Annotated in this window: 19 protein-coding genes, 1 other RNA gene and 2 pseudogenes; 9 read left to right on the top strand and 13 right to left on the bottom strand. The window is 63.8% G+C overall.

The window, feature by feature from the left end; translation table 11 throughout:
• Positions 1–201 precede the first annotated feature (201 nt).
• From RQH86_RS09825 to RQH86_RS09815, 3 genes are read right to left on the bottom strand one after another with little or no spacing between them, the layout of a single operon-like run.
• Positions 202–771 carry a relaxation protein gene (locus tag RQH86_RS09825; RefSeq protein ID WP_311239620.1) on the bottom strand — a complete coding sequence of 190 codons (570 nt, stop codon included), beginning with the start codon at positions 769–771 and terminating at the stop codon, positions 202–204.
• Between the two features lie 29 nt (positions 772–800).
• On the bottom strand, positions 801–2,111 hold the full coding sequence (locus RQH86_RS09820) for a DUF6792 domain-containing protein (protein ID WP_311239619.1): 1,311 nt from the start codon (positions 2,109–2,111) through the stop codon (positions 801–803).
• A 2-nt stretch (positions 2,112–2,113) separates the two neighbouring features.
• Positions 2,114–2,692: a hypothetical protein gene (locus tag RQH86_RS09815; protein ID WP_311239618.1), complete on the bottom strand. Its 579-nt coding sequence runs from the start codon at positions 2,690–2,692 to the stop codon at positions 2,114–2,116.
• Positions 2,693–3,232: 540 nt separating this feature from the next.
• Between RQH86_RS09815 and RQH86_RS09810 the strand changes: the two genes are divergently transcribed.
• The 7 genes from RQH86_RS09810 (at position 3,233) to RQH86_RS09780 (ending at position 13,625) form a co-directional block, all read left to right on the top strand.
• Positions 3,233–3,994 carry an aldolase/citrate lyase family protein gene (locus RQH86_RS09810; RefSeq protein ID WP_311239627.1) on the top strand — a complete coding sequence of 254 codons (762 nt, stop codon included), beginning with the start codon at positions 3,233–3,235 and terminating at the stop codon, positions 3,992–3,994.
• Positions 3,995–6,136: a TonB-dependent siderophore receptor gene (locus RQH86_RS09805; RefSeq protein WP_311239617.1), complete on the top strand. Its 2,142-nt coding sequence runs from the start codon at positions 3,995–3,997 to the stop codon at positions 6,134–6,136.
• A gap of 342 nt (positions 6,137–6,478) precedes the next feature.
• Positions 6,479–7,705 (top strand): siderophore biosynthesis protein PvsA, encoded by a 1,227-nt coding sequence (locus tag RQH86_RS09800; protein ID WP_161963128.1) that lies wholly within the window; start codon positions 6,479–6,481, stop codon positions 7,703–7,705.
• Complete coding sequence (locus tag RQH86_RS09795; RefSeq protein ID WP_311239616.1) at positions 7,702–9,504, top strand: IucA/IucC family protein; 1,803 nt, start codon at positions 7,702–7,704, stop codon at positions 9,502–9,504. The genes RQH86_RS09800 and RQH86_RS09795 overlap by 4 nt, the downstream gene beginning before the upstream one ends.
• Positions 9,501–10,685, top strand: coding sequence for an MFS transporter (locus RQH86_RS09790; protein ID WP_311239615.1), 1,185 nt, complete (start codon positions 9,501–9,503; stop codon positions 10,683–10,685). Before RQH86_RS09795 ends, RQH86_RS09790 begins: the two co-directional genes overlap by 4 nt.
• Positions 10,663–12,432 carry an IucA/IucC family protein gene (locus tag RQH86_RS09785; protein ID WP_311239614.1) on the top strand — a complete coding sequence of 590 codons (1,770 nt, stop codon included), beginning with the start codon at positions 10,663–10,665 and terminating at the stop codon, positions 12,430–12,432. The genes RQH86_RS09790 and RQH86_RS09785 overlap by 23 nt, the downstream gene beginning before the upstream one ends.
• Positions 12,429–13,625 (top strand): type III PLP-dependent enzyme, encoded by a 1,197-nt coding sequence (locus tag RQH86_RS09780; protein ID WP_311239613.1) that lies wholly within the window; start codon positions 12,429–12,431, stop codon positions 13,623–13,625. Before RQH86_RS09785 ends, RQH86_RS09780 begins: the two co-directional genes overlap by 4 nt.
• A 206-nt stretch (positions 13,626–13,831) precedes the next feature.
• Here the strand turns inward: RQH86_RS09780 and RQH86_RS09775 are convergent.
• A pseudogene (locus tag RQH86_RS09775) lies at positions 13,832–13,954 on the bottom strand (IS5/IS1182 family transposase); the annotation flags it as partial.
• A gap of 471 nt (positions 13,955–14,425) precedes the next feature.
• Here RQH86_RS09775 and RQH86_RS09770 point away from each other — a divergent pair.
• Positions 14,426–14,992: a hypothetical protein gene (locus RQH86_RS09770; RefSeq protein WP_055848994.1), complete on the top strand. Its 567-nt coding sequence runs from the start codon at positions 14,426–14,428 to the stop codon at positions 14,990–14,992.
• A 9-nt stretch (positions 14,993–15,001) separates the two neighbouring features.
• On the opposite strand, the gene RQH86_RS09765 is transcribed toward RQH86_RS09770, so the two are convergent.
• Positions 15,002–16,138 (bottom strand): hypothetical protein, encoded by a 1,137-nt coding sequence (locus RQH86_RS09765; protein ID WP_311239626.1) that lies wholly within the window; start codon positions 16,136–16,138, stop codon positions 15,002–15,004.
• A gap of 482 nt (positions 16,139–16,620) precedes the next feature.
• Positions 16,621–17,582 (bottom strand): annotated as a pseudogene (locus tag RQH86_RS09760) (IS5 family transposase).
• Positions 17,583–17,721: 139 nt separating this feature from the next.
• On the opposite strand from RQH86_RS09760, the gene RQH86_RS09755 reads away from it, so the two are divergent.
• Positions 17,722–17,797, top strand: a non-coding RNA gene (locus RQH86_RS09755) — sX9 sRNA.
• 119 nt (positions 17,798–17,916) lie between these two features.
• On the opposite strand, the gene RQH86_RS09750 is transcribed toward RQH86_RS09755, so the two are convergent.
• The 7 genes from RQH86_RS09750 to cobD form a co-directional block, all read right to left on the bottom strand.
• Positions 17,917–18,819, bottom strand: a complete 903-nt coding sequence (locus tag RQH86_RS09750; protein ID WP_311239612.1) for an AraC family transcriptional regulator — start codon at positions 18,817–18,819, stop codon at positions 17,917–17,919.
• 99 nt (positions 18,820–18,918) lie between these two features.
• The gene (locus RQH86_RS09745) at positions 18,919–19,653 is read right to left on the bottom strand and encodes an adenosylcobinamide-GDP ribazoletransferase (protein WP_311239611.1); all 735 of its coding nucleotides are present in this window, start codon (positions 19,651–19,653) and stop codon (positions 18,919–18,921) included.
• Entirely contained in the window at positions 19,650–20,264 is a 615-nt protein-coding gene (locus tag RQH86_RS09740) for a histidine phosphatase family protein (RefSeq protein ID WP_311239610.1), read from the bottom strand. Before RQH86_RS09740 ends, RQH86_RS09745 begins: the two co-directional genes overlap by 4 nt.
• Complete coding sequence (gene cobT, locus RQH86_RS09735; protein ID WP_311239609.1) at positions 20,261–21,307, bottom strand: nicotinate-nucleotide--dimethylbenzimidazole phosphoribosyltransferase; 1,047 nt, start codon at positions 21,305–21,307, stop codon at positions 20,261–20,263. Before cobT ends, RQH86_RS09740 begins: the two co-directional genes overlap by 4 nt.
• A complete protein-coding gene (gene cobU / locus RQH86_RS09730) occupies positions 21,304–21,825 on the bottom strand; it encodes a bifunctional adenosylcobinamide kinase/adenosylcobinamide-phosphate guanylyltransferase (RefSeq protein WP_311239608.1) in 522 nt (173 codons plus the stop codon). The genes cobT and cobU overlap by 4 nt, the downstream gene beginning before the upstream one ends.
• On the bottom strand, positions 21,813–23,288 hold the full coding sequence (locus tag RQH86_RS09725; RefSeq protein WP_311239607.1) for a cobyric acid synthase: 1,476 nt from the start codon (positions 23,286–23,288) through the stop codon (positions 21,813–21,815). The genes cobU and RQH86_RS09725 overlap by 13 nt, the downstream gene beginning before the upstream one ends.
• On the bottom strand, positions 23,285–24,268 hold the full coding sequence (gene cobD, locus RQH86_RS09720) for a threonine-phosphate decarboxylase CobD (protein ID WP_311239606.1): 984 nt from the start codon (positions 24,266–24,268) through the stop codon (positions 23,285–23,287). The genes RQH86_RS09725 and cobD overlap by 4 nt, the downstream gene beginning before the upstream one ends.
• Between the last annotated feature and the right edge of the window lie 24 nt (positions 24,269–24,292).

The following is a 24,292-nucleotide window of genomic DNA, read 5'->3' as shown; positions in this document are numbered from 1 at the left end:
CAAACGTAGACATCGCGCCGCAGTACCACCGGTGCGATGCGCACCGGGCGCTAGATTCCTGCGGCAACTACCCCGACCGAAACTCCAGCCGCTGCGCCGGCCCACTGCAGGAGTAGATGTCTGACAGACCTGCGCTCGCTGCATCCGCCGAATTTGCAGGATGAGCGGTGCGGCCGGTGAACTGGTGAGTGACGCAGAATATCAGCGTGGCCTCACTGGCCGATATTGTCGTCGGTCGCCATAGGTTGCGCCCTTTGTCTCTACATTGGCGCAGAGCCTGCCCTCACATAGGGTGACATCGGCGGCGTTGTAGGCGCGCAGTAATTCGGCACGCAACTGATTGTCACGAATCTCATCGCGATACTGGGTCAGCAACCATGCGCCACCAGCCAGTAAGAGCAGCAGACTCCCGATAACGACGGCCGCACCCTTCCACAACAACACGCGCTGCCCGCGCTCGATGCGCTTAAGTTGATCGGACAAGGAGTGCGCGCCTTCGCCGATCAAGTTACCAGCCTGCTGCAGCCGCTTCTCGAAACCGGCGACGGGTTGCTCCATTCCTTGCTGCATGCTCCGAATCAATGTATCGGGCACACGCTGCAGCGTCTGTTCCGTCGAACGGGTCATCACGCCAGGCAGCGACTGTGCAACTTGCTCCAGCTGTTGCGCGAGGCGGTTCTGCTGCTGTTCCAATTCGATGCATCGGCGCTCGAACTGCTCCATGAGCGAGGCTGCCTTGCTAACCAGCGCAAGCGGATCTTGTGCGTTCATCGTGCGTCCTGCCTTTCTCCTGATGACGACTACAGGCTGCGCGCGCCGACGCGCATCGTTTCCTGCTGTTGTGTCTCTGCCTGCTGCCGCTGCGCCTGCATCGCTTGCTGCGCGGCCTGCTGTTCGTGCTGGTTCACCGCCTCGACGGCTTCGGCGCGTAGCGCACGGCCTGGCGGCTCGCTGGCCAATACCTGGGTCATCTGCCGGAACTGGTCGCGGTCACCGCTTTGTGCAGCAGCCAACATGCGATCAAGGAACGCGCCTGGATCTTCCCGCACCGATGGAGATCCGCCCCCCTGCGGTGCTAGCGCTCGATCAACTTGCACGTCTTCCCTCAGCGGAACCTGCCATGCCTGCGGTGCATGGCTGCGCTCGCGGTCCTGCTGGAACTGCTGCATCTGCTGCTGCCAGCTCGGCGCTTCCATTTCCAGGCGCCCAACACCCGGCTCCACCGGACCACGCAGGTGGTCAACTCCATCGCGAACAAGGCCCGGCGCGCCTCGCGAATACAACGTCACCCCTGAGCGCAGCGCTTCTATGTCATCGCGATACTTTGCGATCATCGGCGCGTATTGCCGTGCCAGCTGCTGTGTTGTCGGGTCTTCCAGCACGGAGCGATCTGGTTTGCCAGCGCCATCGACCGGAAGGAAGTTGTGCATGCGGTGCGACTCGCCCAACCTGACTGCAGCAGACAAGGGATCGCGCGCGTCCAGCACACTGTTGTCGTTGGCGTAATCGGACTTTTTCAGCGTAGCGATTTCATTCGGCGTGGCATAGATCTCGACCCGCCCGTAGTGCCGGCTGGCAGCGCTGACCGCATCGCCGGCCATGACGTGATTGATAATATCGTTGCCACCTTCCGGAATCCGCCGATCCAGACTGACCGCACCGTAGGCGTCGAAGGTCTGGCCCTTGAGGCCGAAGTGATGCGCGGTGACCTGGGCGAGGTCGCCGCCTAAAGAATGGCCGGTGACGGTGACTTCCGGCTTGTGTCCGTCACGCTTTGACTGATGCTCTGCCAACGCGATCGCGTATTGGGTGAGCTCGACTGCATCGGAAACCTGAGCGTTATGACGCGTGGAGACCATCCCCCCGTCGGCGTAGAGACCGTCCTGTAATGGTTGACGGTCAAATTCTGTACCGCGGTGGGCGACGACCATCTCTTTATTATCCATCCGCTGATAGATCATCCCCTGATACCCCGAGGGTTTGTCCACGTACTCCAATCGCTTGTAAAGAACACCACCGATTGCAACAGGCTCACTATCACTACCTGTTTCTCGCGGCTTATCATATACATCGCTGGCAATAGCAGCCGCTTGCTGAGCTGTCAAAGTCATTATCAAAGTTCCTCTTTTCTTAGAAGTAAAGTCACCTTGAATAAATCATTACGAAGATCTTCCTTGAAGCGAGCAGGATCAGGCTCACCTTGATCTGGGAAGCCATCCAAATTGTCTCTCGGATACCCACCAGACCAGAAATAGGTGACCTTTGATCTACCATCTCCAATTTCGCTCTTGAAGAGCCCAGGCTGAAACCGCGTATCTTCTTTGCTTTCCGTCGCTTTTAAGGTAATCCCAACACCATTTAATTCAAAGCGACAGATTCCTTTTCCATAATAATCAGCATCAATCATTCCATCAAAAAATACAATCGAAACGTATTCATTTTCATTTATTTTTTTGAAATTTAGTGGAATCCCATCACCCTTGGATTTACTCCATACGCCTGCAACTGGCTCCACGGGCGTGCATTGCAGATGGTTATTCATCTGATAAAATGCAGTTCCTGACACCGCGGCGAATGGTCCTGGCGCACCCTCGATGGTCATCCTAATTTGATAAGCCTGCTTGGGATGCGGATTCTTCCGGTAAACAGGATCGCCGTCAGCGTCACTCACCTGCTTATCCTGTGACTGCATGCTCGTCTCCTTTAAACCGCAAGCGCCCAATGTCATGGCGAGGGATACGCAAAGCAATAGGGCGTAGTTGCGACACATGGTGTTTTCGCCAATCAGCATCCTTTCGCAGGAGCCTACGCCGCTTCCATGAAGCGTGCAAGATTCACTAACTATTACGTCTTTCCTTAGGTCTTTTCGGCATCAATTACACACGCGTTATACCTCCAACACCCGGAATGCATTCATCCACGTGACGTTTGACTGGAAAACGCAAAATCTATGGCGATAGGCTTAGAGCTCGCAACACTCAAACCAATTGCTACAGTTAAATCATGCTGCCACTCGTGTATGGCGATGCAACACTATCCAACGAATAGAGCGCATCTGTTTGGGTTCAACCGCTGCCAGAAACGCTGATCTTCAGCCTCCCTGCATCGTGGAGCCCAGGGACAATGGCAACGAGCGCAAGTGTCCTAGTCACGAAAAGTAACCATCCAACACACTTGATAATCATTCCCATCAAGAGCAGGATGAGCGCCCGTTTCCTTGGCAGCCTCTTCCATGGCGTATGCGGTTGGCGTTCTGAATGCATTGCCCAGCGTGCAGCTGTGCGAGCTGCTGGGCCGCATTGGCTATGGGTTTGTGGTGCTGGATCTGGAGCACGTGTTGCGCGCGCCGGACGAGCTGGAACACGCGATCCGCGCCTGTGAGCTGTCCGGCTGCGAGGCGTGGGTGCGGGTGCCGGAGGTGGACGAAAAACTGATCGGCCGGGTGCTGGATGCCGGCGCGCGCGGCATCGTGGTGCCGCGTGCCGAATCGGCGCAGCAGATGGCGCGCGCCGTCGCCGCGGCGCGGTTCCCGCCGCTGGGCCGGCGCGGGATCACCGGCGGCCGCGTCACCGGCTTCGGCAACGTCGATCTGCCCACGTATATCGCCAAGGCCAACCGCGATATCCGCATCGTGCCGATGATCGAAAGCGCCGCCGGCGTTGCCGCGCTTGCCGAGATTCTCGCTGTGCCCGGCGTAGCCCTGGTGATGGAAGGCGCGCTCGATCTTGCACTGGACCTGGGCCTGGGACCGCAGCCAACGCATGCACAGGTGTGGGACTTGCTGCTGCAGCTGCACGCGCACTGCCGCGCCGCCGATGTGCCGTTTTGCCCCAATCCACGCACTGATGCGCAACGCGCGCACTGGCTGCAACAACCGGATCTGCGCTGGCTGCTCGCCGGCGAAGATCGCGCCCTGATTCAACGCGCGCTGCGCGGCCATCTGGCCACCTTCGACGCGCCCGCCTCCCTACCCGCTTGCAGGAGCACGCCGTAGATGTCGCCGATCCGTTTGCACACCTTGACCCTCGCCATCGCCGCGGCCTGCTGCGGTCTGCCGCAGCTGGCGCTTGCCACTGATGCGCCGGCTGCCAATGAAGCCACTGTCGTCGATGGTCAGACACCGATCCGCGCACTGGATGCGATCCAGGTGCAGGGCAGCCTGCTCGGCCGTTCGAAGCCGGATGACGTGCAACGTTACGCGGGCAGCCGCCAGGTGATCGACCGCGAGCAGCTGCGCACTGGCGGCAATCGTTCGCTCGACGATGCGCTGCAACGTGTGCCGGGCATCAAGATCTTCGACGAAACCGGCACCGGCGCACTGCCGCAGATCATGTTGCGCGGCCTGTACGAAAGCCGCAGCGGCCGCGTGCAGGTACTCGAAGACGGCATCCCGCTGGCGCTGGCGCCGTATGGGCAGACCAGCTTGTCGTTGTTTCCGGTGGGTCTGAATCAGATCGATCGCATCGACATCGTGCGCGGCGGCGCGGCCGTGCAGTACGGGCCGAACAATGTGGGCGGGGTGATCAATCTGGTCAGCAAGGAGATTCCCAGCGAGTGGAGCACCACGCTGGCGCATAAGGTCACTGCCGGTGGCCAGGGCCAGTTTCTGCAGGACAGCGCGCTGAGCAGCGGCGGCTATCTCACCGACAATTTCGGTATGCAGGTCGATGCCAATCGCACCTGGGGCGAATATTGGCGTGCGCATAGCGATACCGACATCAGCAATCTGCGCGTGCGTGCGGAGTGGTGGCTGGACGACACCAAGTTGATTAAGGCCAGCGTGCAGCGGTATCTGGTGGACATGGATCTGGCCGGTGCGCTCAGCCCGGACGATTATCGGCGCGACCCGCGCCAGTCCACGCGCCCGCTGGATAGCTTCAACGGGCGCACCACGCGTGCATCGTTGAGCTATGAGCAACTCTTGGGCGATTGGGGGCCGATGAAGGATGTTCGGTTGTCCTGGACCAATTTCAGCGCGCGCAGCAGCCGCAATTTCATCGTCGGCATGCGTCAGGCCGCCACCGAAACCTGGCGCTCAGACCTGCCGCCGCAACTGCGCCAGACCGCACCACGCGACTTCCGCGTGGTGGGCAGCGAGCCACGGCTGAACTGGAGCATGGGCGAGGCCGGCGGCGTGCGTCAGCAGTGGACCGCCGGCGTGCGCGCGGTACGCGAGGACATCGATTTCCTGGTTGGCAACCTACGCTTGCGCGATGGCCTGTTCACCAGCGTGCGCGATTGGCAGTTCGAAGACCGTGCGTTGGCCGCCTATGTCAGCAATGCGATCACGCTGCCGGACGAGCGCATCACCATCACGCCCGGATTGCGCTACGAGCGCCTGGATTCGCGCTATTTCAACCGCACCACCGGGGTGAGCACGCTCAACCAGACGCGCGACGTGCTGCCCGGCCTGACGGTCGGCTTCCAGGCCAACGCGCAGTGGTTCTTCTATGCGGACGGACAGCGCTCGATGCGCGCGCCGCAGGTCACCCAGATCATCTTCGGCAACAATCTGGATGCCGAGCTGGCATGGAATTACGAAGCCGGCACACGCTATCAACCCAATGACCGTACCCGCATCCAGGTCGGTGGCTACCTGATCGACTTCGATCAACAGATCCAGCTGGACAACACCACCCGCGTGTTCCGCAATCTGGGCAAGACCCGCCATCAAGGTGGCGAGGTGGAGCTGCAATGGAGCCCGGAACAGCTGCGTGCGCTCACCCTCAACGCAGGCTACGCGTATCTGGATGCCAGCCAGGAATCGGGGGCGTTCCGCGGTTTCCGCGTGCCCTACACCTCGCGCAACCAGATCACCCTGGGCGGCAACTACGCGCTCGGTCATACCACTGTCGCGCTCTCCGGCTACTACTTCAGCAAGGCCTTCAGCGATGCGGCCAACACCGTGCAGGAGAACGCCATCGCCTCGGTGGGCCAGTTGCCCGCCTACATGGTCTGGAACACGCAGGTGAGCCATACGTTGTTCGAACGCGATGGACAAAAATTCAGCGCGTCGCTGGCGATCAACAATCTGTTCGACCGGCAGTACTGGTTCCGCGGCGTGGACACCAGCCCATGGGGCCGTCAGGCCGCACCCGCACGCACGTTCACTGCAGGTCTGGAGTACACGTTCTAACCGCGGTGTGCGCGGTAGGCGGTAGCAACCAGCAAGTGCTACTCGCGTAATTGTTCATCGCCGCCACGCGCACCTGATCGAGGGTTGCACCGTTTTATCAGCGTCACGCTGCACGGAGCAGCAGCACCACACGACCGATGTACAGGGGCATCGGTCGCCCACGACGGCAACGGCGATCCCGCTGTAGCCGCCGCCCGAAACACGGCGTGCACGAAGCACGCATCAGCGCCGCAGCACGCGGCATTGCGATCGATGCATCGCAGGCCACCCAACGCCGATCATGGCGCCAGGCAGCCCGTTTCAGTACCGGTTTTCCCACCGCCCTGTCGAACGAGAACTGCCATGACTGCGACATCCGCTGCACCGTTGGTGATCCTCACCCATGTCTGCCACCCGGCCATCACCGACGGCTTTTTGCCGGCCGCGCACGCGCAAGGCGTCCCGGTGTGGTTGCTGACCGACCATCGCCTCGATCACCTGGCCTATTTCCGCGATCATCCTGCGCAGGCGCCGCAGCGGGTGATCGAATGCGATGTCTTCAATCCGCTGGGCGTGCTGGATGTTCTGCATGACGCCGGCATTGCGCCGCGCGCGGTCTTCAGCAACAGCGATCATCTGCAGACCAGCACTGCGCTTGTGGCAGCCGGCTTTGGGCTGCCGGGCAAGGACTGGCAGGTGTGTTACGCCGCCAAGAACAAGGCGGCGATGCGGCAACGCCTGCGTGCACGCGGCCTGCCCTGCCCGTGGTTCTGCACGCTGACGTCGGGCGCCGCAGTGCCAACGGATATCCCCTGGCCGGTGGTGGCCAAGCCGCGCGAAGGCGTGGCCAGCCTGGATGTACGCCACTGCGCCGATGCTGCGCAATTGCAAAGCTATCTGGACGACCTGTGGCAGCGCCACCCGCAGCGCACCGTGTTGCTGGAAGGCATGTTGCACGGACCGTTGTTCACCCTGGAAACGCTGGGCGATGGGCACACGCTGCACGCCATCGGCGGCTTCAAGGTGCGGCTGTCGCCACCGCCGCATTTTGTCGAATGCGAAGCGCAGTGGGATGCGCATGTACAGACCCCGGTGATTGCGCAGGCACTGCAGCAGCTGCGCGCCTTCGGCGTCGGATTTGGGCTGTGCCATAGCGAATTCATCCTCACCGCCGATGGCCCGGTGCTGGTGGAGATCAACTACCGCAGCATCGGCGACCGCCGCGAGTTTCTGCTCGACGGCATGTTCGGCGGGCAATGGTTCAACGCTGCGCTGGCGCCGCATCTGGGCCAACCGTTGCCGCAGCTGCGCAGCGACCGCGCGCATGCCTTGCTGCGCTATTACGTGGCCGAGCGCGACGGCGAGCTGGTCACCGCCAGCGAAGACCGCCGTCATCACGATGCGCACAGCGACGTGCAGTACCGGCGCATGCGTGCACCGGGCGAACGCATCCAGCTGAGCCATTCCAACAAGGATTACCTGGGCGTGTTGAGCGCCGTGGCCAGCGATGCACAGGCGTTGCAACAGGCCGTGGTGCATGCCGAGGCGGGCCTGCACTGGCGCATCGATAACGCACAGGTGCACGCATGAGCAGCACCGCCGACCAACGCTACATCGCCACCCGCATCATCGATGCCTGCCTGCGCGAGGACCTGCGCGCGATCGTCAGCCGTGGCACGCCAGCCACGCCCGACGCAAGCGTGTTGGCCGCGTGGACCGACCCCAGCCCGGTGGACGGCTGGTGGCGCATCGCGCATCTGCCCAACGGCACGCTGTGGTTGCCGATCCATCGCCACGGCGTGCTGCAGGACATCAGCGCCTGCGGCGATCGCTGGATCGTGCAGGGTTCCGACGCTGCGTATGTCGAACAGGGCGCGCGTGCGTGGCTGCAACGCATGAGCGCCGAGCTGGATGTGCAGACTCAGGAGCTGCATCGTGCCTATGCCGACGAAGCCGAGTGCGCCGCAGCGCACCGTGGTCTTGCGCAACAGGCCTATGTCGCGCAGGCGCCGGCATTGGCCGAGGCGCTGCAGCATGACGACGCCGCCGAACGCGCGTACCGCTGCGACCAGCTGGCCAGCTACCGCGATCATCCGTTCTACCCCACCGCACGCGCCAAGGCCGGCCTGGACGCAGACGAACTGCGCCACTACGCACCGGAATTTGCGCCCACCTTCGCGCTGCGCTGGCTGGCGATTCCGCGTGCATTAGCCAGTTGCACCAGCGCGCCGCCAGAGGCGTTATGGCCGGACTTCGCCACCCTGGGCCTGCCGCCCGCGCTCGCCGCGACGCACATCGCCTGGCCGGTGCATCCGCTGGTCTGGGAGCGTCTGGAGCAGCCGGGCTTCGCGCTTCCACCCGGGACGTTGCGCGCACCGCAGGCCTGGCTGGAAGTGCGCCCCACCCTGTCGGTGCGCACGCTGGTGCCGCTGCAGCATCCGCATCTGCATCTCAAGCTGCCGATCCCGATGCGCACGCTGGGCGCATTGAATCTGCGCCTGATCAAACCTTCCACGCTATACGACGGGCACTGGCTGGAGCGCGCGCTACGCCGTATCGACGCGCACGACCCCGCATTGCAGGGACGTTGCGTGTTCGTGGACGAGTCGCATGGCGGGCATGTCGGCGACACCCGGCATCTGGCCTATCTGGTGCGGCGTTATCCGCCGCTGGACGCCACCACGCTGGTCCCGGTGGCCGCGCTATGCGCACCGATGCCCGACGGCCGGCCGCTGGCGCTGCATCTGGCCGACCGGTTTGCGCATGGCGATGTGCAGGCCTGGTGGCGCGAGTACACCGAACTGTTGCTTGCGGTGCATCTGCGGCTGTGGCTGCGCTACGGCATAGCGCTGGAAGCCAATCAACAGAACAGCGTGCTGGTTTATGCGCACGGCCAGCCCACGCGCCTGTTGATGAAGGACAACGACGCCGCGCGGATCGCCATGCCGCAATTGCGCGCGCAGCTGCCGGACATCGAGACCCTGGGCGCGCTGCAGGACGCACGGATCGCGGTGGACGAGACACACGCGCTGGCGCAGATGTTCTGCACCATCGTGCTGCAACTGGATCTGCAGGCGGTCCTCGAGGGTCTAGCCGACTGGCAGCCGGCCTTGCGCGCGCCGCTGGCTGCGCAACTGCAGGACCAGGTTGCGCAGACGCTGGCAACGCTGGATGCCGATGGCATCGACACCGCGCCCGCGCGGCGCCTGCTGGCCGCGCCACGGTTGCCGGTGAAGTACCTGCTCAGTGCCGGCAGCCTGCTCAGCAAGCAGCTCACCGGTGCGACCGATATCAACAAGTTCTACGGTAACAGCGCGCCCAATCCGTTCGGCAACGCGTTTGCGCACACACAGCCGCAGCCGCGTCGCCATGCCGGTGGTCAGCGATGAAACGCATCCTCGCCCCGGTGCTGGCCGCCCACTATCTGGCGGCCTTCACCGCCCTGGGCATGCCACTGTTTCTGCCGCAGGTTCTGGCCGAACTGGCGCCCACCGCGGCGGTGGGCTGGAGCGGCGTGCTGTATGTGTTGCCCACCTTGTGCACTGCGTTGACGGCGAGTACCTGGGGGCGACTGGCGGACCGCTATGGACGCAAACGTTCGTTGCTGCGCGCGCAACTGGGGCTGGCATTGGGCTTTGCGATTGCCGGCTTCGCACCCTCGCTGAGCTGGCTGGTGATCGGCCTGATCGTGCAAGGCACCTGCGGCGGCTCGCTGGCGGCAGCCAATGCGTATCTGGCCAGCCAACCGCAGGCCGGCCCCTTGGCGCGCGCACTGGACTGGACGCAGTATTCGGCGCGACTGGCGATGGTCAGCGCACCGGCGTTGCTGGGGCTGGCCCTCGCCTTGGGTCCGGCGCAGTCGCTCTACCGCGCGCTCGCGTTGCTGCCATTGCTTGCCTTTGCATTGACCTGGCGGTTGCCGGCGGATCAGCCCACCGCCCGTCCACGTGCATCTGCGACGACGTCATCAGCTACCGAACCTGCAACACGCCCGTTGGCCGCCACAGCATCGTTGTGGCCGGCCTTGTTGCTCGCGCAGTTTCTGTTCTGCTTCGCGATGGTGGTGACGTTTCCCTATTTCATTCCCTATGCGCTTGCACGCGGTGCCGGTCACGACGCGCTTGCCGGCCTGCTCTACAGCCTGCCGCATCTGGTCTATCTGGTGGTGTTGCCGTGGTGGCGGCGCGGCGATGGCGAGGCATGGCTGATCCCGGGGCTGCTGCTGTTTGCGCTGGCCTGCCTGTGGCAGGCGCTGTTGCACGACGCCGTCGCGCTGGCGGTGGCGCGGCTGCTGTTCGGCGTCGGCATGTTGTTCGGGCTGCGCGGGCTCAATCGCAGCCTGGCGCTGGTCGCCAGCGGCCAGCGCGCTGGCCGCCTGTTCGGCCGTTTCGATGCCTGCGGCAAGTGGGCCGGCGTGGCCGCTGGCGCCGCAGCCGGTGCGCTGGCCCAGGCCGCCGGCCCCGCACTTCCTTTCCTGGCCGCCGCCGTTGCTGCGGCTGGCGCTGCGCTCACCGTTGCGGTGCGCTTTCCTTCAAGGAGAACTGCCGATGTCGCTGCACACGATGCATGACCCCTGGTACGACAGCATGGCCGATGCACAGGCCTGCAGTTGCTGGTTGAACTGCTACCTGCGCGAGTTCGCCATCCCGCAACGCGCAGCCGATTTCGATTACCGCGGGCTGGATCGCCCTGGGCCGCGCATGGCCGAGCAACGTTGGCTGCGCATCGACCTTGGCGATAGCGGCGCGGTGTGCGTGCGCATTGCCTACGCAGACCGTTTGGGCCGCTGCCGCTTCGCGTCCACGCCGTTTCTCAAAAGTGCCGGCCAACCCTGGCACGCGCTCGACGCGCACGCGTTGGCGCGCTGCCTGCTGCAATCGCTGGGCAGCACGCAGGCGGTCAATCCGGAGCTGCTTGCGCAAAGCGCCAACAGCGTGGCGATCACCGCGGCGATGTTGCGCCAGGCACACCGCACCGCACCTACCGGCGATGCGATGATCGATGCCGAGCAATCGATGCTGTGGGGCCACGCGCTGCATCCCACACCGAAAAGCCGCGAAGGCGTGGCGCTTGACCACGTGCTCGCCTGTGCACCGGAAGCGCGTGCGGCATTTCAGTTGTTCTGGTTCCGTATCGACCCACGCCTGCTGCGCGTGCAAGGCAAGGACGTGCGCGCCAGCCTGAGGCAGCTGTCCGGCAGCGACGACCTCTACCCCTGCCATCCGTGGGAGGCGCAACGCCTGCTCGACGACCCGTTACTGCGCACCTTGCAAGCGCGCGGTTGGATCACGCCGGTCGGCCTGCGCGGCGACGTACTACGGCCCACCTCGTCGGTGCGGACGCTGTATCACCCGCAGCTGGATTACTTTCTCAAGTGCTCGGTGCATGTGCGGCTGACCAATTGCGTCCGCAAGAATGCGTGGTACGAGCTGGAAAGTGCGGTCGCGCTGACCGACCTGCTGGCGCCCAGCTGGCAGGCACTGGCGGCGCAGGTACCGGGCTTCGACGTGATGCTGGAGCCTGCCGCCACGTCGCTGGATGTCGCGCAGATCGACCGCGCCCTGCACGATGCCGACCCGCAAGCCGCACGTGCGTTGTCCGAAAGCTTCGGCATCCTGTATCGCAAGACCATTCCTGCTGCGCAACGCGCACGTTGGCAGCCGCAGGTGGCCGCCGCCCTGTTTACTTGTGATGCGCAGGGCAACAGCGTGTGTGCCCAGCGTTTGCAGGCGCTGAGCAGCGCACAGATGGACCGCCACGCCGCCACGCTGCTGTGGTTCCGCGCCTATGCAGGCCTGTTGCTGGATGGCGTGTGGAGCGCGCTGTTCCAGCATGGCATCGCGCTGGAACCGCATCTGCAGAACACCGTGATCGGCTTTGCCGAGGGCTGGCCGACGCGCGTGTGGATTCGCGATCTGGAAGGCACCAAGCTGTTGGCTCACCTTTGGCCGGAAAGCCGCTTGCAGGGTGTGGGCGAACGTGCGCGGCAATCGCTGTATTACACGCCGGAACAAGGCTGGAACCGCGTTGCCTATTGCGCGCTGGTGAACAATCTGGCGGAAGCCATCTTCCATCTGACCGAAGGCGATGGCGTGCTGGAAGTGCGGCTGTGGCAGTGCGTGGGCGAGCTCGCCGCACGCTGGCAACAACGCTACGGCGCGCGACCCGAGCTGCAAGGCCTGATTGACGGCGCCTCGCTGCCGGGCAAGAACAATCTCGGCACGCGCCTGCTGCAACGGGCCGATCGTCAGTCCGACTACACCCCATTACCCAACCCGATTGCACACATCGCCACCGCACGGCAGGTGGCCGCGTGAGCCTGCACATCGACACCGCCGCAGTGATCCACGCGCTACCGCAGCTACGGGCGAGCAGCGATGGCCCGCTCTGCGCGTATCTCTACGATCTGGCCGCACTGCACGCGCATGCGGCCTGGATGCGCGCGCAGCTGCCGGCGCAGTGCGAGCTGTTCTATGCCGCAAAAGCCAATGCAGAGCCGCAGATTCTGCAGACGCTGGCGCCGCACGTGGATGGCTTTGAAGCCGCCTCCGGCGGCGAACTGGCCTGGCTGCATGCGCAGCAACCGCAGGCAGCGCTGCTGTTTGGCGGGCCGGGGAAACTCGACAGCGAGCTGGCCCAGGCCGCTGCCCTGCCCGACTGCACCGTGCACGTGGAAAGCATCGGCGAGCTGCAACGGCTGGCTGCGATTGCGGCACACGCTGGCCGCTGCGTCCCGGTGTTTCTGCGCATGAACATCGCCGTGCCCGGCGCACATAGCACGCGGTTGATGATGGGCGGGCAACCCTCGCCATTCGGCCTGGACCCGCAGGATCTGGACGCCGCCATGCAGCTACTAAGTGTCAGTCCGTCGCTGCGACTGGAGGGCTTTCATTTCCATCTGATGTCGCATCAACGCGATGCCGGCGCGCAACTGCATCTGGTTGCTGCGTACTTGCGCACCGTGCAGCAATGGCGGCAGACCTATGCGCTCGGGCCGTTGCGGGTCAATGCAGGCGGCGGCTTCGGCGTGGATTATCTGGCGCCGGAGTCCTCCTTCGACTGGGCCGGTTTCTGCGCCGGGCTGCCCGCGTTGCTGCACGAACACGGCAGCGCGCTGCGCTTGCGACTGGAGCCGGGCCGCTACGTCAGCGCCAGCTGCGGCTGGTATTTGATGGAGGTCCTGGACCTCAAACGCAGCCACGGCGATTGGTTCGCGATCGCCCGCGGCGGCACCCATCACTTCCGCACACCGGCCGCACAGGCGCACGACCACCCCTTCCGCGTGCTGCGCGGGACGCTCGCGCCGGTCATCAGCGACACCCCAGTGACCTTGGTCGGCCAGCTCTGCACGCCCAAGGACGTCCTGGCGCGCAACCAACCCGTCACCGCACTGGCCCCGGGCGACTGCCTGGCGTTTCCGCTGGCCGGCGCTTATGCATGGAATATTTCGCACCAGCAATTTTTGATGCATCCGCCGCCGCAGCGGGTGTTTCTAACTGAGGGGCATTGACTTACCGATTGCGGACGAACAAAGCTTAGGCCTTGGTCAGCAGGCCCACATGCAGATGTGCTGTTGCCGCAATTTCCTGAGGTGACTCGAAGTAGCTGTGCAGAAATTTCGTAGAAGTTAGCCAATCGGATCGTTGTGCAGTAACAATTCTCCTAGGGAAGGTCTGAACGACCCACCAAACCTCTCAAATTCCAGCTTCTTGCATGTCAGTGACGAGCAACATGCCGCGTTTGGTGCGATGTCTGCAACTTTCTAACGGTTTTAGCTGCCGCCAGGCAGCATTACCTCCGGGCCGGCAGCAATTGCCGGCGCACCATCCATCAGTTGGCCTCTGGCTCGGCTCTTGCCTGTGCCCTCAGACCCCGGCCAAGGATGAGATCGCGGCATGATTGAGTTCGACCCGCACCATCGTATAGATCTGACCGGCCCTCGGGCCGGTTCTATTTCCTCGGTGATCGCCTGATCACTTCCGGAAGGTCGCGAGCTGCTCCCGGAAGATTTGCCCTGGCTATCGCTCACCGCCTGCCAAGCGCAGGAATGGCTCCGGATGCTGGAAGCTGCACGCTCGGAACCGTTGCTCAACCGCACCGCGCTTGAACTCGGCACTGAACTTACTATGCTTTGACATGAATACTCATCACGGCCTGAATCCACCTTCCTGTAAGTGTCCGTGAAAACGGGGTAGAACCCCCACTGCCATCCTGGAAGGCTAAGCTATGGCACGTAGCCGCTTGCATAGGGTCACGACAAGAATTGCACGAAACCGTATGTCCGGACCAACGAATGGAGAACGATTTTAGATGAAGAATTGGCTGATCGGCTTAGTAGTCACCATGGCATGGACTAGCCCCTGCCTTGCTCAAATCGCCCCTGAGTTGCTTGGGGGCGCGGATCCGGATAAGCCGATGTTCAGCGAATCCTTCTTCAAAGGGGTTGAGGGCAATTGGGTGCTGGTACGCGAACCCGTCAACACCGGTTACCACTGCTCGGTTAATTTCATCACGCCAGATTCCACCTTGTCGCTTCGCGGTCCCGCCGACGCTGGGATGGCGAGAAAGGGTAATGGCAGTCTTTGGCTCATAAGCGAGAAAATCCCCCCGGTGACAAAGACCGAGATCGCTCCGATCACGTTGTCATCTACCAACCACCCTACGCAGAATGTTCAGGCCGCCCATGTGAGCATGCCTGGCCAGAGCAGTGGGGCGTTGTTGCTGACCATCGACGTGCAGAAATCGGTGCAGGAAAAGCCGGACAGTAATGAGCTCGCCGTCCAGCTTCAGGGGAAAGAGGTGTTCCGGTCAAAAGTTGTCCAGTTGCAGCTGGCGTATCGCCAGCTTTCGGCTTGCATGAGCGCGGCTCGAAAATAGACCATGATTTCAGCCGTTTGGCACGTTCAAGATGTCGGTGCAGGCGCGCCCTATCCCACTTGTGTCGCCACTTGTCTGAACGAAGATATTCACATCGGCAACCCTCAGCATCCCGGCGCTGTCCGGGATCAGCACATAGCGGACGTTGCAACTTTTATAACCGCCGCCATTGTAAGTCGCGCCAGTCACGAGATTCTGCCACAGGACGCGATTGTCAAAGGCCTGCCCATAAGAGAGCGTCCGCGCGATCCCGGCCTGACGGACAGCTGGATTGCCGTTCGCGGCCACGATCTCTTGCTCAGTCTTACCCACCCACACCTGGATCAGGAGCGATTCACTGCGTGTTAAACGCCTTTTTCCCCGGTATTCAGCGGCGGTCCGAATAAAATCCAGATTGGCGTCCATCGTCGCCAGCTTGTCCTGCACCTCCCCCTGCGCTTCGGTTACTTGTTGCTGCATTTGGGCCAATTTTGCATTGAGCGCTGCCGATTCTGCTGGCGTCAGCTTGCGGCCGCCATTGATCGCGGGCTTCGGTACGTCGGACCACAGCGTTTCCCAGGTAAAATCGGCAAGCGAACTCATCGACAGTCCGGCGGGGACCAGTTCCAGTCCATTCAAGCCAATGGCTGCCAGTTTCGCTCGAAGTGTATCGGACTTAACCACACGATCGACCGCCGCAGCTTGTTTGGCGTCGCCAATGCTGGCACTGTTGCAGGCTACATTCCATGCCTGTCGCATCGTGTAGCTGGTCGTACTTTGCCAATCGGTGGGCTGGAGATCAATGATCGCCGGATCCTGTTTCATTGTCTTTGCGCCGCTGGCCACCCGGAATTCCACGGAATCCGGCGTGTCCAATATGCCGGTTGAATCAGCCTTGTGCTTGGGTGCGCCACGGCTGCGCCGAATCGACTTGGGGCATTTGAACTGGAGTTGATATTCCAACCATAGGGGTTGGTTGACCGCTTCATAGACCATCGTCAAATCAATCTGAATGACCCGGTTTGAGTCAGGATTTGCGAGCTCATCATTGATCGGTGTGTGGTCCATAATTGCGTCACTGGCGTAGACGTTGACACGATTTCCGGCTGCACCTTGCATATCGATCAGAAACTTGGTGGCCCCGACTTGCGTCGTGATAGCCATGATGCCCACACCGATTACGAGTTTTGTGATTTGTCGTGTCATGAGCGCTTCCTTACCCGTTATACCAACTCGCGCTCTACCGCGCACGTATGCTAATGCTATCAAGACGTTCTCAAAATTTGAGTACGCAATTTTTGAAGCGTCTTCCGGAACCAGCCGCTTCCAGGTCGATTGTGCTGCAGCGACATCGGAAATGCTAAGCCTTGTGGCGGAACGCCCTCGTTAGGCTTGTAGACCAAGCGCGGAACTTCTCTAAGTGCCGGGAAGCCACGAGCGACGCCGGTGTTGCACCTGCGCCGGAGAATGCAGCAGACAACGCACGCTGACGGATGCCGTTGGTCGCAGCGCCTAGGGATGCTCTGAGCAATCACCACGGAGTGCTGAATTTCCAGCATCTGAGTGGTCCGGACCCATCAGGCGCATGCGATTGCCATTGCTTTCTGCCCCCGAGGTGCCATTGTTGGCACCTCGGGACGGAGTAACCCCTACGTCGGCAGCAACTGCCGGCGCACCATCCACAGGTTGGACAGCGCAAACAGGGCGAGTACCTGCGCGGTGTTTTTCGCCAGACCTCGATAACGCACCTTGGTGTAGCCAAACTGCCGTTTGATCACCCGAACGGGTGTTCGACCTTGGCGCGTATGCTGGCTTTGCAACTCTCCCAGCGCTCAACCTGCTTTCGCTCCCGTGCGTTGCCGATCGCTTTCACCTTTGAGCGCTTGGCAACGATGAAAAACGTCGCCTTGCAGTCGGACAGTTCAGCACGTTTGTCTGCACCGCTGTAGCCGCTATCGTCGAACACACCGGCTTCCTTGCCGTGCAACAGCGCGTGGGTGACTGTGACATCGCCAACATTAGCTGCCGTGCACTTCACGTGGTGCACCAGACCGGAAAATTCGTCAACGCCGATATGCGCCTTCATCCCGAAGTACCACTGGTTGCCCTTGCGGGTCTGGTACATTTACGGGCCGCGCGACCTGTTGGCGTTCTTGGTGGAAGTTGGCGCGTTGATGATCGTGGCATTTACGATCGTGCCAGCACGCAGGCTTTGGCCCTTGCGGGCAAGGTGCGCGTTCACCGCTTCGAGCATCTTTGCCGCAAGGCCGTGCGTCTCCAGCAGACAACGGAAGTTGAGGATCGTGGTCTCATCCGGAATCGCGTCAAGGCCGCTGAGCCGCGCAAACAACCGAATTGAGGCGATCTCGTGCAGCGCTTCCTCCATGCCAGGGTCGCTCAATGCATACCACTGCTGCAGCAGGTGGATGCGCAGCATCGTTTCCATTGAGTACGGCGGCCGACCCACGCGGCCCGAGCGCGGGTAATGCGGCTCGATCTGGGCCAGCAACGCCTTCCAGGGGACCACCTGTTCCATCTCGGCTAGGAAGATCTCGCGTCGGGTCTGCTTGCGCTTGCCCAGGCCCTCGGCATCGCCGAATGTCAGCTGCATGGATGGCTCCTCAACATGTACCGTCATGTCGCTCAGACTGCCGGCCAGCGGCCGGCGCTACCCAGGGACTTGTTCAGAGCATCCCTAACAAAAGCACTGTACTCACCGCCAGGCGGGCGCGGCCGATGCTCGGTGCAGCATGGACCACGCTTACACTCCGGTTCCTCCGCACCGTCCACACCCATCTGACGACTGCTCGCTACGTTTTGTTGGCCGCTCTTAAGGCGACGCAGCGAGTATGTCGGCCCTGCGCGTGTAGATGTTTCGCGCGAAGGCAACAGCTTGCACAATCGCTCTGCAACTCAGCTACGCGTGCGGCACTGCGTCCGTCACCTCAACCACGCTTTTGGATCGCCGCCACCGGCACCCGAATATCGGCGCGCAGAATCGCTTCGGGTGTTTCTTCCGGATCGTCCAGATACAGGTAATGCAGTGGCGCATCGCGCAGCAGGTAGCCGCTGCCGGGCAGCCAGGCAGCCAATAGTTGGTCCAGCGCATCTTCCAGCCCGGCATACGAACCCACGTGGCGCAGGACGGCGTGCGGTCCGCCATCCAGACGGCGCAACTGCAAGGGCGCTGCTGGCATGGCCACTGCGTCGAACCCCACACCGCATTCGAACAGATGCGCGTGCGCCGGAACGTCACGATGATCGCTCAGCGGCAATCCCACCAGACACTGCAGGCTGTCGACGATGCCAGCGCGCGCCGCCCAGGCAACAATCCGGCCAAAGCCGCGATCCAGGTCGTCGAATGCGCCGCGCTTGCGTAGCACCACCAATTCGAATGGCTCCAGCGTCTGCACGCTAACCTGCAGCGGTGCTGACGGGCTGTTTGCCAACGTTGCCGGCGTCGATAACTGCTGCAGCTTGCTGGCCCGCAATGCGGGCGCCGAGCGCAAGACAGTGGGACTGGCCTGCAGTGTGCCGCGACAAGCACGCGCCAGTGCTTGTGGCGTCTGGTAGCCGACTGCGAGCGCGACCTCGGTCACCGACGCATCGTCGCTGCCCAACAGATGCAGGGCTTGACTCAACCGCAAGCGTGCCACCGTGTGGCCCACGGTCTCACCGGTCAGGGCGCGATAGACCCGATGGAAGTGATACGGCGACTGGTGCGCGATGCCTGCCAATTCGGCCAAATCCGGCAATGCGGCGCCGCTGCGAATGCTGGCCTGCAGATGCGCGATGACGCGCTCCACGCCGCGTTGCCAACTGCTAACTGCTGAGTCTGCTGCATGCATGGTGTTGGCTCCCTGGTAACGGCATCAGCATCGTCTGCATCGCGTGCCGGCGCGGTCCCGATCTTGCGGAATCTTGCACTCCGTTGCACAGCGTGCGGCTCAACCCAGCCACACCGCCAGCATCACCAGCACTGCGGTTTCGGTCAGTTCCACCAGCGCGCCGCAGGTATCGCCCGTCATGCCGTCCAGGCGCTGCATGCAGGCGCGGCGCCATAGAACGAAGACCACGGCGGCAGTGCCGAGGCACAGAGCCGCGCTCGCCATACCGGCAGCGACGCAGACCACGGTCGCCAGTATCAACGCCAGCCACAAGCTTGTGCGTGGTGCGGCGACCAGCGCGCTGCCCAGGCCGCCAGCGCGCACGTACGGCGTGGTCAAGAACGCCGCCACCACCGCGGCACGTGCCAGCAATGGCGCCAGCCACAGCGCACCCGGTGCGTGCGGCAGCAATGTGGCCAGTGCGGCGCATTTGAGCAGCAAGACCAGCACCACGGCGGTCACTGCCATCGGTCCGCTGGTGGGGTCTTTCATGATCGCCAGCGTGCGCGCGCGGTCGCCCATACCGCCGACCCAGGCGTCGGTCATGTCGGCCAGCCCGTCCAGGTGCAGGGCGCCGGTCAGCCAGGTCCATGCGCTCAACAGCAATGCCGCGCCCAGCAATGGCGCGACATCGCGCAGGCACCACGCCAGGCTACACAGCAGCGCACCGAGCAGCAGGCCGACCCCCGGATACCACGGCAACGAACGTGTCTGCACGCCCGGCCGGGCGAACACCGCGCTGGGTACCGGAATGCGGGTCAGGAAGCCGATCGCCGCGAGCAGCCCATCGATCATCCGGCGTCGTGTGCAGACTGCGGCGCTGCTGCAGGCACCGATGGCAGCGCTGCAGCAACATTATCGGCCGGTGGCCAGACCAGTGGATGCAGCGAGGCGTGCGGCACGGCCAGCTCGGTCATGCGGCCGAATCCGTTGCCGGCCACCATGCAGTGCAGCGCGCGGATCGCACCGCCATGGGTGACCACCAGCACGCGACGCGCCGGGTAGGTGGCGACCACCGCATCCAGCGCCGCGGCGAGCCGCGCGCAGAACGCCTCGAACGGTTCTGCCTGCGGCGGCGGGTGGTGCAGCGGGTCGGCCCAGAAGCGGCCAAGCGCTTCGCCTTCGTCGCGATCGATCTCGGCCACCGGCACGCCCTGCCAGCGGCCGAAGTGATATTCGCGCAGCCGTGCGTCCAGCTGCAGCGGCAAGCCGCGCGCGTCGGCCAATTCGGTAGCGAAGGCTGCGCAGCGCTGCAAGGTGGACGACACCACTACCTCCCATTCGCCCTCGGCGGTGGCTGCACGCAATTGCTGCCAACCCAGCTCGGTGAGCGGGTCGTCGAGCTGGCCGCGATAGCTGCGCTGCCCGGTGTCGCCGTGCCGCAGCAAGGTGATCTGCGTGCTCATGCGTCGGACACTCCGGCTTCGGCAAAAGTGGCCATGCCGTTGTGCAAGGCGCAGGCGCTGCGCAGCAGTGGAATCGCCACCGCTGCGCCGCTGGCTTCGCCCAGGCGCAGGTCCAGTTGCAGCAACGGCTCGGCATCCAGGGCGCGTAGCAAGGCGGCGTGGCCGCGCTCCTGTGAGCGATGTCCGAACAACAGCCATTCGCGCACACCGGGATTCAGACGAGTGGCCACCAGCGCCGCAGCGGTGGTGATGAAGCCATCTACCAGCACCGGAATGCCGGCCTGCGCGGCGGCGATATACGCGCCGACCAGGGCGGCGATCTCGAACCCGCCGAGCCGGCGCAACCGTTCCAGCGGCGTGGTGGCGTCGGCGTGCAAGGCCAATGCGCGGCTGATCACCGTTGCCTTGTGCGCGATGCCTTCGGCGTCCAGGCCGGTGCCGGCGCCGGCCATCGCCTGCGGAAACTGCGACAATAGCGCGCAGCCCAACGCGGCAGCGGCGGTGGTGTTGCCGATGCCCATTTCGCCGCCGACAAACAACTGCGTGTCGCAACTTTTGGCCTGCGCGATGCTCTCCGCACCGGCGGCCAGCGCGTCGCGCAACTGGCTGGGCGTCATCGCCGGTTGCTCGCAGATATTGGCGCTGGAGGGTGCGATCCAGGCGCGACGTACGCGCGGCAACTCGCCGGGGTCGTTGATCACGCCCAGGTTCACCACTTCCAGACGCGCACCGAGTTCGCGCGCCAACACCGCAATGGCCGCACCGCCGCGTGCGAAATTGCGCACCATCTCGCCGGTGACCGCCTGCGGAAACGCCGACACGCCCTCGGCGGCAACGCCATGGTCGGCCGCGTACACCGCAATCCACACGCGCTGCACGGTCGGCTGCGCGTTGCGTTGCCAGGCCGCCAATTGCACGGCCAGTTGCTCCAGCCGGCCCAACGCGCCGGGCGGTTTGGTCAGTTGTTCCTGCCGTTCCAGCGCAGCCGCGCGCACGCGCGCATCCGGCACTGCGCATGCGGCAAAGATCCAGTCGCTACTCACAGCTGTTCTCCCTTCAACACCATCGGCAAACCCGCCACCACAAACACCACACGCTCGCACTGTAGCGCCAATGCCTGATGCAGCCGGCCGGCCTCGTCGACGAAACGACGCGTGAGTTCGCCCAGTGGCACGATGCCCTGCCCCACTTCGTTGCTGACCAGCACGATCTGCCCAGGTAACTGCGGCAGCGTTGCCAGCAGTGCATCGCGTTCGCGCGCAAACGCGCCCGTATCCGGATGGCCCAGCAGGTTGCTCAGCCACAGCGTCAGGCAATCGACCAATACGCAGCGATCGGGCGCGGCCAGCGCCTGCAGCGCGGCGGCCAATGCAATGGGTTCTTCCACGCACTGCCAATGCGGCGGGCGCTGGCTGCGGTGATGGGCGATGCGTTGCTGCATTTCGTCATCGAATGCCTGCGCGGTGGCCACATAGCACACGTGCTCGGCCGCGCTGGCGGCGAGGCGTTCGGCCAGTGCGCTCTTGCCCGAGCGCGCGCCACCCAGAATCAACTGCCGCATGCCGGCTCCTTGCTAGTGAGCCGCATCAGCGCAGCGGTGTCTAAATGCGTGTGCACTGCATCGGCAAGACGGTCAAGCGTGGCCTCGCGCAACGCCGCCAGATCCAGCGGCGTTGCCTGCGCCAGGCCGGCCCATGCGAGTAACGCGGCCAGCGCCTGCGGGTGATCGAAGATGCCGTGCAGATAGGTGCCCAGCACCTGGCCGTCGTCGGAGATGGCGCCATCGCTGCGGCCATCGTCCAGCTGCACCAGCGGCCGCGCCAACGCAGCACCGGTGCTGATTCCGCAGTGAATTTCGTAGCCACTGGCAGCCGCATCGCCGAGCGCCAGGCGCCCGTGTACGCGGTGCAATTGCTTGTGCGGGTGCAACTGCGTGTCCAGTGCCAGCCAGCCCAACCCGGCACTGCTGCCGGCCGGGCCTTCGATGCCATCGGGGTCGTGGATCTGCTCACCCAGCATCTGCAGGCCGCCGCAGATCCCGAGCAGCTTGCCGCCATAACGCAGATGGCGTGCGATGGCGGTGTCCCAGCCGTGCGCGCGCAGCCACTGCAGATCCTGGCGCGTCGCCTTGCTGCCCGGCAGCACGATCAGATCGCAGGCCGGTGGCATCTGGCCCGGACCGACCAGCTGCACCTCCACCTGCGGATGCGCCAGCAAGGCATCGAAATCGGTGTGGTTGCTGATCCGCGGCAGCACCGGCACCACCACGCGCAGCTGCGCGTGCGGCTTGTGCAGCGCCTGCCGTGGCAGCGCATCTTCGGCCTCCAGCTGCAGGCCGTGCAGATACGGCAACACGCCGAGCACTGGCTTGCCGGTTTCGCGTTCCAGCCAGTCCAGGCCCGGTTGCAACAGCGCCAGATCGCCACGAAAGCGGTTGATGACAAACCCGGCAACGCGTGCGCGTTCGCTCTCCGACAGCAAGGCCAAGGTGCCGACCAGATGCGCGAACACGCCGCCACGGTCGATGTCGGCAATCAGGATCACTGCGCAATCCACTGCCTCGGCATAGCCCATGTTGGCGATATCGTTGGCGCGCAGATTGATCTCCGCCGGGCTGCCGGCGCCTTCCACCAGCACCACCTCGAAACGCTCGACCAGCCGTGCGTGCGAGGCCAATACCGCGGCAAGCGCGGTGGCCTTGTAAGCGTGGTAGCCCACCGCATCCAGCGTGGCGACCGGATGCCCATGCACGATCACCTGCGCGCCGGTGTCGCTATTGGGTTTGAGCAACACCGGGTTGAAGTCGGTGTGCGGCTCTAGTCCGCAGGCTTGCGCCTGCACCGCTTGCGCGCGGCCGATCTCGCCACCATCGACGGTAACCGCCGAATTCAGCGCCATGTTCTGCGGCTTGAACGGTGCCACCGCAATACTCTGGCGATGCAACCAGCGGCATAGCGCGGCCACCAGCGTGCTCTTGCCGGCATCGGAGGTGCAGCCCTGCACCATCAACACGCGTGCGCTCACGCCAACACCTCGCCCAACGCAGCATCCAGGCGTGCTTCGGCGGCCGCATCGGGCAGCAGGCCGAAGCGCAGGCTGGCCGGCATATCGAACAGGCGGGTCAGGATGCCGCGTTGCGCCAGCGCCGCATGCAACACCGCCGCATCGTCGCGCCGACACCATTGGAAAAACGCAGTGCCTGCGGTGGGTGCGATCGCATGGCTGCGCAACAGCTGCGCAAGCCGTTGCGATGCCGCGTGCAGGCGTTCGCGGGCCTGCGCGTGCCAGTGGGTATCTGCCAATGCCTGCTGCAGCGCCCAGCGGGTAGGGCCGCTCACCGTCCATGGCCCCAACTGCTCGCGCAGTGCATCCAGCAGCTGCGGCTGCGCGCACACAAACCCGGCCCGCGCACCGGCCATGCCGAAGAACTTGCCGACCGAGCGCAGCACGATCAAGCCAGGCTGCGGTGTCTGCGCGCACACGCTGTCGTGCGGCGTGGCATCCATGAAGGCTTCGTCGATCACCAACCAACCGCCGCGTGCCGCCAGACGTGCATGCAGCTGCAACAGCACTTCGCGATCGAAGGTCTCTGCACCTGGGTTATTGGGATGGATCAGCACCACCACATCGAAGGTCTCCGCCGTCTGCAGCAACGGCCCCGCCGGCAGCGGTACGACGGTGTGGCCGGCGCGTCGCCACGCGTGTGTATGTTCGGCATACCCCGGTGCCAGCACGCCCACCCGGCTGCGGCTGCGCAAAAGCGGCAAGGCCTGAATCGCCGCCTGCGAACCGGCGACCGGCAATACGTGCGGCGCGCCGTAATAGGCCGCGGCGCTCTCGGCCAGACCATCGTCGTCTTCCGGCAGGCGCTGCCACGCCTGCTCCGGGATGGCAGGCACGGGCCAGGCAAACGGGCTCACCCCGGTAGACAGATCCAGCCAGTGCGACAGCGCAATCCCGTAAGTCTGCGCGGCGCGGCGCAACCGGCCTCCGTGTTCAAGCATGAGCGACTCCACGAGATGGTGCGT

Source organism: Xanthomonas sp. WCS2018Noco2-27, assembly GCF_031843525.1.
GTDB lineage: Bacteria > Pseudomonadota > Gammaproteobacteria > Xanthomonadales > Xanthomonadaceae > Xanthomonas.
This window is presented reverse-complemented; position numbering and strand designations above follow the sequence as displayed.